This is a genomic window from Acinetobacter sp. RW6 (genome assembly GCF_041956835.1).
Lineage (GTDB): Bacteria > Pseudomonadota > Gammaproteobacteria > Pseudomonadales > Moraxellaceae > Acinetobacter > Acinetobacter calcoaceticus.
This window is the reverse complement of sequence record NZ_CP167121.1, coordinates 889,420-902,902: the sequence shown is the minus strand read 5'-3', so window position 1 is coordinate 902,902 and position 13,483 is coordinate 889,420. Positions and strand designations below refer to the sequence as shown.

Below are 13,483 nucleotides of genomic sequence, written 5' to 3'. Positions count from 1 at the left end.
TAAAATTTTATTTTTAAAGTTGTGGGCCTATAAAGAAATGTAAACGAATCGGATGGTTTTCATCTGAAATACCCGAAGCGACGTCTAAACGGATTGGTCCAATTGGAGACTTCCAGCGAATTCCAACCCCAACGCTATAAGCTGCTGGATTATTAAAGTCTTTATCATAGGCATTACCAAAGTCAGAGAAAACAGCTGCTCGCCAACCGTCCTTAAACTGATAGTTATATTCTAAAGAACCGACAGCCAAAGCTTGTCCCCCAATTTTATATCCATCTACTTCTGGGGAAAGACTCTTATAGTCAAAGCCACGAATGGTTTGGTCACCACCTGTAAAGAATCTAAGATTGTACGGAACTTTGTCAAAATCATCGGTAAAAATGTAGCTTAAGTCAGATCTTCCAACAAATTGATGATCATCATTTTCGCCAAGAGAGTAAATAAATCTCCAACCCGCACTTGCAATTGCCATATTGGCATCGGACAGTAAACTCTCGCTACCTAATTCTACTTTATAGGTTTGTTTAAAAGCCTTAGTTGGGTTCAAACGTGTATTACTAGAAGTTTTAGAAGTTTCATAACTAAATAATAATGCTTCTTGCTCTGATGCGGCAGTTTTAAAAGCATCTGGTAATTCAGAAATATCAACATTACCCTGTTGGGTTAAACGGTCTAAACGGTAGCGGACACCAAAAGTATGTTGCCAGTTCCCTAACGGACGTTTAATGATACGCTCTCCACCAACAACAGCGGATTCAGTAAGTAAACTTACATCTGGACCAATATCATCACGGGTTTCACGCTCATATCCGCCCACAATGTTAAAGTAATCATTTAACGGATGTTTATAGGGAATACTATATCGGCCATCAATAGATTGACGAATTTCAGAAACTTCTAAGTTGGCATCAAAAGAATGACCATATTTATTGACAATAGAACGGCGATACTGACTACGTAAACGTGCCCCTGTATCGGTGCCGTAACCAACACCTGTTTCTAAACTATTCAGCTTATCTGCATTTAAAGTCACAATGACTGGAATTCTTTTAGTTTCACGTGCTTGAGCTTGTAGGCGATTTTGTTCAGTCTCTTTTTTATTTTGCTGAACCGGAGCACTTTGCAACATCGCTGTTTTAGCTGTAGCCTCTTGGTTATTTTGGGTTCCAGCAAACTGTTTTTCATCGACTACATTTTGTGTAACTTCTTTATTAGATGTCGCTAATTGACGTGCTTTGGCAAGTTGTCTTTCTTCAGGGGAAAGTAAATTGGACTCATCAATATCGATCTTTTGTTCATCGACTAAAGCTTGTAAATCTGGTGGTAGCTCAAGTGGTTTTTCAATTGGATCTGGTTTAATAGAGTCAACCAAAGTGTAATTAAAATAACGAGAGTTTGTTAGGTTGTTTGCTAACACATTTACCCGCCAGAATGCATAATCGTCACCGTCTTTCCACGGCGCCATACTTTCTAAAATATTCAAATTTAATGGCAAAGGTTTCGATGGATCACTCATACGAAACTCAACCTTATCTAATTTGTAACGCTCACCTGTTTCATAGCTTAAGTTAATATCAGCTTTATTTTCTGGCTGACTCACTTTCACATCATGCAAACGCCAGTAAGCATCAAAATAACCATTATTAGATGCGGCATCAACAATACGACTTTTAGTGGTTTCATATAAACCATGGTTAAAAATGTCACCCACATCCTGATCAGGAACTAAACGAATAACCTGAAACTGTGGTTGCTTTTCACCCGCACCAGTAAATTCAATATTTTGCTCATTAATTCGTACTGGTTCATTAGGCGTAACATTTACACGAACCCGACTCGAACTTAATTTTTCAAAGCGGAACTCAGCATTATAATAACCAACTGCCTGTGCTGCTTGATTACTTAATGTTCTAAGTTGAGGTAAAGCAGCATTGAAATCCTCAAATGACTCTTGAGTAAATGTCGATAACTTACCTTTAATGTTTTTAGCCAGCACATCTGAAGCACCACTTACTTCTGCACTAATACGTGGTACTTGTTCCATTGGAATTACACGTGGCGGACGCACTTTATTTAAAATACGCTTAAAGAAACCAGCTTGTTCAGGTGGTTCATCGGTCTCTGGCGTTAACTCTGGTAAGGTTTTTCCAGTTTCATTGGCTTCGACTACAATCTTGCTATCAGATTGAATCTCTTGCATAAGCTGGTCAATATTTACAGGTGCTTGTTTAATTTCCTGTACTTCAGACTGCGTTGCATCACTTACCGTTACTTCAGGTAGCTTCTTAGTGCCATTTTGAAAACTCTGCGCTTCATTTTTAGCTTCTTCCGCTACCCTATAAATTTCATTTGCCATGTTTTGGTCAACAGGCATATCTGGTAAATCTTCGAGATTATCCAGTGTAATTGGCTTAAATTCGTCAATTTGATTTGGAAATTGTTCTTGTTGTTGCAATATAGCCAAGCTATCTTGTTGTTGCTGAGCTTGGGTAACAAGTGTAGCAATATCTATAATTGGAGCAGTATTTTGCTGATCCACTGATGCTAATTGTTCTGCTGAAGTATCAGACACAGTTGCACTTGCAGTTGACGAACTAGCTGCGACAGAAGTTTGAGCAAAGCTTGGCGTTACACAAACTGTTAACAACAAGCTGCTACAAATAAGTTTAGGAATCCCCTGCATTTTTAAAATTAAATGCATAGAATGAGTGAGAGTTGACTGTTTAAACTTAATTTTAGAAGGCATAGAAAACTCTAGACTTATTTTTTAATAAAACGCACCAAGGTAAGTGTAAAACTCACTCAAAACCATTGATTTTTCATTTAATCAAGCGTTAAAAATATCATACATGGTTTTCGATGCAAATTAACACTCGGTCACATTTTTTTATAAAACACAATGAAGTTTGCACATGATGAAACAAGATGAGCACCTGATGACATCACGTCGGTTCGTACCGATGTTTTTTACCCAGTTTTTTGGCGCATTAAATGATAACATTTTTAAGCAAGCTTTATTATTAGTGATTACCTATGGTTTGATTCAGCAACAATCTGCCCCAGTAAGTACCCTCAATAATTTAGCGGCTCTCTTGTTTATTTTGCCCTATTTCTTTTTTTCGGCCACTGCTGGACAAATTGCAGATAAATATGAGCGTTCACAACTTGTTCGTGGCATAAAAATTTTAGAAATTATTATTATGCTCATTGGTTCTGCTGGTTTTTTATTGGGGCACTTATGGTTGCTTCTTCTTGCTTTATTCTTAATGGGTACACATTCCACATTCTTTGGACCCATCAAGTACGCAATTTTGCCTGAAATTTTAAAGCCGCACGAGTTAATGTCTGGCAATGCTCTGTTTCAATCGGGCACTTCAATGGCAATTTTATTTGGGATGATTTTAGGTGGTGCTGTAATTGCATCATCACATGGGAACTTATTGTGGATTAGTCTTACTGTTGTGATTATTGCTTGCATTGGCTATTTATGTAGTCGCTTCATTTTACCTCAAAAAGTTGCTGCTCCCGATTTAAAGATTGACTGGAATTTCATTCGTACGAGTTTTCAAACCATTAAATATGCCAAAAGCTTACCTTTAGTATTCACTATTTTGTTAGGTAACTCATGGTACTGGTTTTATGGCGCTACTTATTTAACGCAAATTCCACAGCTCACCCAACAAAATCTCCATGCTTCCGAAAATGTCGTCAGCCTTTTGCTTACTTTCTTTTCAGTCGGTATTGGTGTCGGGTCACTTCTTTGCCGTAAAATTGGTGGTTCAGAAATTAATATAAAAATGGTGCCGATTGGTGCTATTGGCCTAACTGTTTTTGCATTATATCTTGCTGCCAGTTTAGCTTTTGTACCCGAAAGAACTGGTGCATTACTTACGCTAAAAGATATATTTACTCAAGGCTGGGTTTACTATCATGTAATGTTGGCAGTGACTTTACTGGGGATTAGCGGCGGTTTTTATATTGTTCCCCTTTATGCCATGATGCAGGCTTATTCTCCGCGCTCACATCGTGCCCGTGTTGTTGCGGCTAATAACATTTTAAATGCCATTTTTATGGTTTCTTCTGCAATTTTTTCAATCTTAATCTTAAGTGTTTTAAAAATTGATATTAAAATACTTTTTATTATTACAGCTGTACTTAGTGCAATCTTTAGTATTTGGCTTCTAGCACGACTAAAACCAATGCTTGCCACAGCACATCTTTCTTTGGAGGACTAATTTATGCGCCACTATACTGGAATTGATCAACTTATTAACTCTTTTGATCAAGCATTACGTAGTCTTGTTCCGGGTGCAACAGCAGCGCAGCGCCAAAATCCAGCTGAAACAGTTGAAGCAAAACTAGGTGTAGAAGATGCTCGCCATGTAGCGGGTTTAATGCGAGTCAACCATAGTGGTGAAGTCTGCGCACAAGCTCTTTATCATGGACAAGCATTAACTGCAAAATTACCCAATGTACGTCAAGAAATGCAACAAGCAGCAATTGAAGAACAAGATCATTTAGCTTGGTGTGAAGTTCGCTTAAAAGAGTTAAATAGTCATACCAGTTTATTAAACCCAATATGGTATGGGCTTTCATATGGCATGGGTGCTCTTGCAGGTATTGCGGGTGACAAATATAGCTTAGGTTTTGTGGCTGAAACGGAGCGTCAAGTCAGCCTTCATTTACAAGATCATTTACAACAGCTACCAGCTCAAGATGATCGCTCTCGCAAAATTTTAGAGCAAATGAATGAAGATGAATTACATCACCGTCACACTGCACTTGAAGCAGGTGGTGTTGAATTACCTTATGCGGTAAAAATTACGATGACTGCTATTTCAAAGCTCATGACAAAAACCAGTTATTACCTTTAAAAAAAACAAAGGATTGATCTCTATCAGATCAATCCTTTTCAAATATTATTTTAAGCCATGATCATATTTGAAACGTTCGATATCGCGAATTGAGTTCCAATAGTTTCGATTAATACGGTCACGATCAATTTGTAATTCTTTTAAAAGCTTACGATAACGTTCACGCTCTTCTGGCTTTAATTTTTCGTTGTAAGCATTATCAGAATATTGCTTAAACTTTTCATCATAACGGTCATATTCATTTTTTGCATTGTAGTAATCGGAAGCTGCCTGATAATAAGGTCTTAAACGATTACGCTGCTCAACTGGGCATACATTGATATTGCCACTACCCTCTAAAGCGTTATAAAAAATATTTGTTGGCTGGCAATAATACCCTAGGCCTTCTTTATACCCACGTTCATATGACTTTTGATCTGGAACAATATTGGCTTTTCCACATGCTTTGTAATATTGATCTAAACGTGGCGACGAACCTTTTGAACCATCTTTCTCACCCACTAATGACCAATTCGCAGTCTTACATTCTTCTACGCTCATTGCAGCACAACCTGAAAGGCTGATGGCTAGAATGGCTAAACCGATATTTTTCATATTAAGAGAACTCAAAAAATAAATTTAAAAAAACGCAAAAATAAAATTCCAGTAAATACCCTAAAAGGCCTTGCTCTATTCAAGACTTCAAAAATAAGCGACTCACTGGATAAGCTTTTAAGTTTAAATCAGTTTGACCATCTCACCAAATTGAAAGGTCATAATTCCTAACATTGTTTAATTTAAAAATAAAATTCGAAGAAATTTGCTAACTCTTAGCCTCCCTTATACGCTAATTTTACTTAAATTTTTAATTATAAAAATGAGACTCAAATAATTGATTATTCATACAAAAAATCTAAATATTCCAAAAATCATTCTTTAATCATTTTACTCTTTTTTTATGCTATTAACCTCACAGCTTGCGGTAGGATTTTAGCTAAATAACCACCAAGGTTTTTATAATGAGTACGCATATTTATCCAAACTTAAACTTACAAGACTCTCAGCTTAAGGCTTTTAAAATATCAGACGATTTTACTCCACCAACACAAGCCGATACTTTCCAACCAGATTTATTTTTGAAAGAAGTCGATGAATATTTAAACTCATATCCTCATACTCAGCATATTGATATTTGCCTACATGATTTAAACGGACATATTCGTGGCAAACGAATTGATGTTAAAAGTTTGAGAAATCTCTCCAACGGATGTTATTTTCCACTTTCTGTTTATGCAATGAGTCTTGATGGAAAAGTGATTGAAGAGACAGGCCTAGGAAAATATATTGGTGAACCAGACAGACTTTGCCTGCCCATTTTAGGCAGCTTGCAACCAAGTGCCTTATCCCCTGAATTGAATGCTCAGCTTTACCTATCCATGCAAGAAGAACATGGCTCAGATTGTCGATATGAACCACGCAATATATTAAAAAAATTATTAAATCAGTTACACGCCGACAATTATTTTCCAATTATGGCTGCTGAGTTGGAGTTTTATCTTTTCTCACCCAACCATCACACTGAAACATGTTTGGAAAACCAATGTTTTGACATAGATGCACCAAATAACTATCAACAAGTCTTAGAAGAAGTTGAAAAAGCTGCCCTACTACAGTCTATTGAAATTACCGCTATTGTTGCAGAGTCATCACCTGGACAGTACGAACTAAACCTTCAACACACTCATGATATTTTAAAGCTGTGCGATCAAATTAATGCTTTAAAAAGAATTGTAAAACAAGTCGCAAGAAAACATGACTTAACTGCCTGTTTCATGGCGAAACCGAACTTGGCAAAGGCTGGTAGTGGCATGCATTTTCATATGAGCATCCTCAATCAATACCATGAAAATGTATTTAGTTCAGAAGTAGAAGAAGATGAGCTTTCGGCCAAATTACTCAGCGCGATTAGTGGCCTAATTGAATTAATGCCTGCATCTATGGCGATTTTAGCGCCCAATATTAATTCTTATAGACGTTTTAAAATTGGTCACCATGTGCCATTAGAAGCAAATTGGGGTACCAATAATCGTAATGTCGCAATCCGTATTCCATGTTCAGATTTAAAAAATCAACGCTTAGAATATCGGGTTGCTGGAGCCGACTGTAACCCCTATCTGGTTACAGCTACGATTTTAGCCGGTGTGTCTTACGGCTTATCTCATAAGTTACCGCTACCAAAACCTGCACATCTTTTAAAATTTCCTAATGAGCACATTTTATTAGCCAACAATCAGCCAGAAGCATTAAAAATATTTAAAGGGAGTCTTATTTTAAAAGGATATTTGGGAGCTGACTTTGTAGAGCATTGGTACACAGTTAAACAGGCTGAATATCAAAATATTTATAGTCAAATGACCGAAGCAGAACGACATTGGGATATATAACTAAAAAAATACTATGACATAAAAATAAAGAAACACTGTATTTAGCGAACCCTTAGGGAGAAATTCCCTAAGGTTTTTTTTATATTTAATTAATATAAACCTAATAATTATTTTGTTTAGCTAAAAAACGCAATCCAACACCTGGTTCAGTTGCAATATAACGTGGATGAATTGCATTATCTCCAAGTTTACCGCGCAACTTGCCCACTAAAATACGTAAATAATGAGTATCTTCCTGATGGGTTGGCCCCCATAGTTCTTTTAACAGTTGAGGTTGTGTTAAAAGCTGCCCTTGATAGCGCATTAACAGCGTCAACAGTTGAAACTCTTTTCGAGTTAAAGTAATTGGCTGTTGCTCGATCCATACTAAACGTTGCATGACATCAACTTTAAGGTAGCCATCATCATAAACATGAGCTTCTTGCTGAATGGGTTGGTTTCTTAAAATGACTCGTATGCGCGCTAATAACTCTTGCACACTAAAAGGCTTGGTCATGTAGTCATTTGCACCCGCATCTAGCAAGGCAACTTTTTCATATTCATCTGCGCGTACAGATAACACAATCACAGGAACATTCGACCAACTACGTAACTCTTGAAGCACTTCCTTTCCGTCTAAATCTGGCAAACCCAAATCTAAAATAACTAAATCAGCACCTTGTGTTGCCAAAGTTTCCAAACCTTTGTAACCAGTCTCACAAAGAGTGGTTTTGTATTTTTGTGTTCTTAAAGCAATGTCTAAAAATTTACGGATTTGCGGCTCATCATCAATAATCACAATACGTGTTTCTACAGGTGATGTTTCTGAACTTATCATGACTTTACAACTTATTCTTTTACTGGATGAATGGGTAGTTTGATTTGAATTAAAGTACCTTTATTTTGGCGACCTGAAAATGCTTCTATTGTACCCATATGAGCACCAATAATCGCTTTCACAATTGTCAGTCCTAAACCTGTACCGAATTTTCCACGGTCTCCACGTTCCATAGTATAAAACATATCGAAAATGCGGTTTCTTTCATCTTCAGGAATTCCCGCTCCTCTATCTTCAATTTCTATTTTCACTTCATCTTCAAACAAAAGAGAAGCCCGAATCATGACTGGTTCATCTGGAGGTGAAAAGTTTGCAGCATTTTCTAAAACATTAAAAATAGCTTGCTCTACCAGTGCTGGATGAACATATAAACTAATGGTTTGTTCAGGTAATTCGACCAACACTTGAGTATCTGGTTTATAACGCTTCAAACGGCGGGTTGCCGAACCAATTAATTCATCTACACCAATCCAGTCTCTTTTTAAAGATAAGCCTTCATGCCCCAAACGTGTCATATCAAGCAAATTTTGAATATAACGATCTAAGCGCTCACCTTCTAAATGAATGGTTTCGAGTAAATCTTGCTGGTCTTGCTCTGACATATCTGCTTTAAAATGAGCAAGCGTGTCTGCCGCTCCAATAATAGAAGCAAGTGGTGAACGTAAATCATGCGATACCGACGATAATAAAGCAGAACGTAAGCGCTCTGTTTCACTGGTTACTTTTGCTTGTTCAAGTTCATTGACCAGTTGGGTTCGAAGTGCTGCCTGCGCAATATATTCAATTACACTTTCAGTCAGTTTTTTTTGCTCAAAATTTAAAGAAACAACTTCATCTTTAAAGTAAATTCCTACAATCCCTAGGCTATTTTTTTGTTCTAAAAGTGGTAAAAACCACCAGTTTGACTGACTAAGCGTATCGGTAAAACGCCCACATGGTTGTTGATGCTTCAAACACCAATCTGCTGCCACTTTTTCTTTGTCATTTAGCTCTATGTCAGATGAAATCACTCTATCTTGAATAGAAATCCATACTTTAGTTTGAAGTTGTGTTTCTAAGGTCATACGTCCTGTTTGCATGACTTCTTCAAGGTTCACTGCACGAGAGAGCTTACGTGCCAAGTCTTGCATCACCGTAGTGTAGGCATTCGCAGCTTTTAAAGACAAAACCTGCTGACGTAATTGAGAAGCCAAGCGTCCAGCGATTAAAGCTGCTGCAAAAAAAGCAACGACGGTAACCACACCTTGATGTGCTGAAATCTGCAAGGTAAAACGTGGTGCAATAAAGAAAAAATTGTAAGCCAAGAAACAGATTAAAGCTGCCACGACAGCAACGAGCATTCTGGTTTTAGTTGCAACAATTAAAACTGAAATAATAAAAATGACAGAAAAGTCTTCAATACCAAATAATACTTCAGCAAAGTGCGCTATAAAAATACTGGCACACGTAACAACTAAAACAAAAATACTTTCTTTTAGTGATAAAAATGATGGCTTTTCAAGCTGAGTTGTCTTTTTGGTGCCCTGTTCTGGATGCAAAATGGTTAAAGCAATTGAGTTTTCTTGATTCAATAATTGTTGAGCTAAATTTTTCTTAAATAGCTTTAACCACCACGGCGAAATACTTTTACCGATAACAAGATTTGAAATTCCCCGATCCACCGCAGCATCCATTAAAACTGAGGCAACCTGATGGCCATATATTACTTCTGTGCGACCACCGAGTTGTCGAGCCAGTTCAAATGCACGGTCGATCTCGATATATTGTTTTTTATATGAACTTTCTGAACTCTGCCCAAAGTCCAAACTTTTAGCAACATTCACTACAGTCCACGCAGCCCCATAACGTTCTGCTAAACGACAACCTGCCCGTACTAAATATTCAGAAGAACCTTGCCCATCTATCGCAATCATTAATTCGTTTTGCAACGATATAGATTTCAAACCTTTAGAGGCATAACTCTCTTTTAAATCTGAATCGACATGCTCAGCAACGCATTGCATTGCTAGTTCACGTAGTGCAGTTAAATTTGAAATGCTAAAAAAGCCTTGTAATGCCAGATTTGCTTGATCGGGCACATACACTTTTCCTTGATGGAGCCTTTCAATGAGTTCACTGACGGGTAAATCAATTAAACGAATGTCTCGAATACGATCAAACACTCTATCTGGTACAGTTTCACTTACCCTAATGCCAGTAATCTGGTACACCACATCATTTAGGCTTTCTAAATGCTGAATATTCATGGTGGTGAATACGTCAATACCTGCATCTAGCAACTCATTAACATCTTGCCAACGTCGTTCATGACGACTATTTGGTATGTTTCGATGAGCCAACTCATCAACTAAAACGATTTCGGGATCCCTAAGTAAAATAGCATCCAAGTCCATTTCTTCTAAACTATGCCCCTGATATTGCATTTCCTTTCTAGCAATCTGAGGTAAGCCTTCCAAAATTTTTAGAGTTTCTATTCTTCCATGGGTTTCAACAATACCAACAACAACATCTGTACCCTGTTGAAATAACTCTTTAGCACGAGCAAGCATGGAATAGGTTTTTCCAACACCAGGCGCCGCACCGAGAAAGACCGTTAGTCGACCGGCTTGATATCTGTTGACATGATTTAATAAGGCCTCAGCCTGATTTTCGCGATTGCTTTGCACTTGATATCATCCGGTAAACTAACAACTTTATTTTTAGGTTAATGTGTAGATTGTAATTGATCTAAAGCGATATTGAGCTCTAATACATTAACACGAGCTTGCCCCAATACACCAAATTGCATCGGTTCAATATGCTTTTGCAGTAGCCCTTCCACAACTTTAGTATCTAAATGACGAGCTTGAGCCACTCGGGCAACTTGTAACTGAGCCGCTTCGGGACTGATATGCGGATCGATACCACTACCAGATTTAGTCACCAAATCACTTGGAATAGGTGTATTGCCTGTATGATCTTGCTTTTTCACCGCGAGTATCTGAGCGTCGATTTGCTTTTGTAACTCAGGATTAGTACGAGCTAAGTTTGTACCCGCCATTGCCATGGGGTCATAATTTGCTGCCGAAGGGCGTGGATGAAAATATTCATTCCCGACAAATGGCTGAGCCACTAAAGTTGACCCAACAACTTTCTGATCTATTTCGATCAAACTACCATTGGCCTGATCGTTGAATAAAACCTGCCCAGCACCAGTAGCTATAGCACTGTAAACAGCACCGCACCCTACTAGAGTAAAAATTAATAATCCTAAAGATGCTCTTAAGGTCTGACCCAAATTTGCTTCTGAATTTTGTACATAAGTTTTCATTTCAAACTCCAGATTACAAACCAAATAATTGAACAATAACCACATCGATCGCTTTAATGGCAATAAATGGTAGAACCACACCACCCACACCATAAATCAACATATTTCGACGTAATAATTGAGTTGCAGTTGAAGGTTTAAATTTCACACCTCGAAGAGCAATTGGAATTAATAGCGGGATAATAATCGCGTTAAAAATTAATGCTGATAAAATCGCACTACTTGGGCTCGCCAGATGCATAACATTTAAAACCTGCATTTGCGGAATCGCTGCAGCGAATAATGCAGGCAAAATTGCAAAGTATTTCGACACATCATTTGCTAAAGAAAACGTTGTTAAAGCACCACGAGTAATCAACTGCTGTTTCCCAATTTCAACCACAGCCAGTAGTTTAGTTGGGTCTGAGTCTAAATCGACCATATTGCCTGCTTCTTTCGCAGCTTGCGTACCAGAATTCATGGCTAAACCAATATCGGCTTGCGCTAATGCAGGTGCATCGTTGGTTCCATCACCGACCATCGCAACTAAACGACCTTGTTGTTGTTCAGTACGAATACAAGCCAACTTGTCTTCAGGTTTTGCTTCGGCAATATAGTCATCTACCCCAGCTTCAGCAGCAATCGCAGCAGCAGTTAACGGGTTATCACCTGTGACCATTACAGTTTTGATGCCCATTTCTCTTAAACGAGCAAAGCGTTCTTTAATGCCGTGTTTAATCACATCTGAGAGTTCAATTACACCCAATACATGGTGCTGATTTGCCACTACCAATGGGGTTGCACCTTTTTTGGCAACTTGTTCAACACGCGCTTTTAACTCTAAATCTTGAGAATAATCTTCATCGACAAACTTCAATATTGCATCTAAAGCACCTTTACGAATTTGATCACCATTAGGGAAATTCACACCAGAAATTCGGGTTGAGGCACTAAAAGAGATAAATTCAGCCTGCTCAGGTTCTTGCTGTTTTAGCCCTTGTTCTTTTGCTAATTTAACAATCGATTTTCCTTCTGGTGTTGGGTCTGCAAGCGAACTTACCCAAGCAGCAGCTCTCAATTCCGACTCCGTTACCGAAGTTAAAGGATAAAAAGAGGTCGCTTGACGATCGCCATAGGTAATAGTTCCTGTTTTATCGAGTAAAAGCACATCAATATCACCAGCAACTTCTACGGCTTTACCTGATTTTGCTAAGACATTAGCCTTAAGTGCACGGTTCATACCCGCAATCCCAATCGCAGGTAATAAACCACCAATAGTTGTTGGAATTAGGCAGACCAATAACGCCACGAGCACCACTGGATCAAGTTCAACATGCAAATAGTTAGCAATAAATGGTAGGCTAATCACGACAATTAAAAACGTGAGTGTCATCACCATTAACAAGAAGCCAAGTGCAATCTCGTTCGGTGTTTTTTGACGATTTGAACCTTCAACCAAAGCAATCATACGGTCCAAGAAACTTTGGCCAGACTCAGCAGTAACCTGAACGATAATACGATCTGTAAGTACTTTGGTCCCGCCAATAACACCTGAACGGTCAGTTCCAGCTTCACGTAATACGGGTGCCGATTCACCTGTAACAGCTGATTCATTAATAGTGGCAAAACCTTCTACAATTTCACCATCGGCTGGAACAAGTTCACCTGCATAGACTTCAATAAAATCATTTAAGTGAAGTTCAGTTGCTGCAACTTGAGTCGCTTGACGATCGGTCAAAGAATTGAGTCTTCGAGCGGTTAAGTTTTCTCTTGCTGCACGCAATGAAGATGCCTGACCACGACCTCTAGCCTCTGCAACAGCTTCGGCATAGTTGGCAAATAAAATGGTAATGAACAGGATAGCTGTTACTGCCAAACCAAATAACAGTGTGGTGTAACCCAAAATGGTACTGATTCCAGTAACCACTGTCCCAAGCCATACAATTGCCATCACAGGATTTTTAATTGCATGTTGTGGTAGCAATTTCACAAATGCATTTTTCCAAACTTCAAAATTTGGTACCGTCATGGTTTTTTTATGGCTATTTACATGAGTTTGTGTATTCATTTTCACTCGCCT

At 38.2% G+C, this 13,483-nt stretch carries 8 protein-coding genes and 2 pseudogenes; 3 read left to right on the top strand and 7 right to left on the bottom strand.

Features of this window, described 5'->3' with window-relative positions; genetic code table 11:
• Window positions 1-13 precede the first annotated feature (13 nt).
• Window positions 14-1,075: pseudogene (locus ACB088_RS04190) on the bottom strand (autotransporter assembly complex family protein); the annotation flags it as partial.
• Window positions 1,076-1,164: 89 nt separating this feature from the next.
• Window positions 1,165-2,746 (bottom strand): annotated as a pseudogene (locus ACB088_RS04185) (POTRA domain-containing protein); the annotation flags it as partial.
• Between the two features lie 166 nt (window positions 2,747-2,912).
• Here ACB088_RS04185 and ACB088_RS04180 point away from each other — a divergent pair.
• Both ACB088_RS04180 and coq7 read left to right on the top strand, forming a co-directional pair.
• Window positions 2,913-4,235: an MFS transporter gene (locus ACB088_RS04180; RefSeq protein ID WP_375038093.1), complete on the top strand. Its 1,323-nt coding sequence runs from the start codon at window positions 2,913-2,915 to the stop codon at window positions 4,233-4,235.
• Between the two features lie 3 nt (window positions 4,236-4,238).
• Window positions 4,239-4,874: a 2-polyprenyl-3-methyl-6-methoxy-1,4-benzoquinone monooxygenase gene (gene coq7 / locus ACB088_RS04175; RefSeq protein ID WP_133746892.1), complete on the top strand. Its 636-nt coding sequence runs from the start codon at window positions 4,239-4,241 to the stop codon at window positions 4,872-4,874.
• A 45-nt stretch (window positions 4,875-4,919) separates the two neighbouring features.
• On the opposite strand, the gene ACB088_RS04170 is transcribed toward coq7, so the two are convergent.
• Entirely contained in the window at window positions 4,920-5,468 is a 549-nt protein-coding gene (locus tag ACB088_RS04170) for a DUF2799 domain-containing protein (RefSeq protein WP_080027388.1), read from the bottom strand.
• Window positions 5,469-5,872: 404 nt separating this feature from the next.
• On the opposite strand from ACB088_RS04170, the gene ACB088_RS04165 reads away from it, so the two are divergent.
• Complete coding sequence (locus ACB088_RS04165; protein WP_375038092.1) at window positions 5,873-7,297, top strand: glutamine synthetase family protein; 1,425 nt, start codon at window positions 5,873-5,875, stop codon at window positions 7,295-7,297.
• 100 nt (window positions 7,298-7,397) lie between these two features.
• Here the strand turns inward: ACB088_RS04165 and ACB088_RS04160 are convergent, their stop codons facing one another.
• Genes ACB088_RS04160 through kdpB form a run of 4 tightly spaced genes read right to left on the bottom strand, consistent with a single transcriptional unit; the run spans window position 7,398 to window position 13,477 of the window.
• Window positions 7,398-8,114, bottom strand: a complete 717-nt coding sequence (locus ACB088_RS04160) for a response regulator (protein ID WP_375038091.1) — start codon at window positions 8,112-8,114, stop codon at window positions 7,398-7,400.
• 11 nt (window positions 8,115-8,125) lie between these two features.
• Window positions 8,126-10,780, bottom strand: coding sequence for an ATP-binding protein (locus ACB088_RS04155; protein ID WP_375038090.1), 2,655 nt, complete (start codon window positions 10,778-10,780; stop codon window positions 8,126-8,128).
• 38 nt (window positions 10,781-10,818) lie between these two features.
• Entirely contained in the window at window positions 10,819-11,424 is a 606-nt protein-coding gene (kdpC, locus tag ACB088_RS04150; RefSeq protein WP_375038089.1) for a potassium-transporting ATPase subunit KdpC, read from the bottom strand.
• 13 nt (window positions 11,425-11,437) lie between these two features.
• Entirely contained in the window at window positions 11,438-13,477 is a 2,040-nt protein-coding gene (kdpB, locus tag ACB088_RS04145; RefSeq protein WP_375038088.1) for a potassium-transporting ATPase subunit KdpB, read from the bottom strand.
• Window positions 13,478-13,483 lie beyond the last annotated feature (6 nt).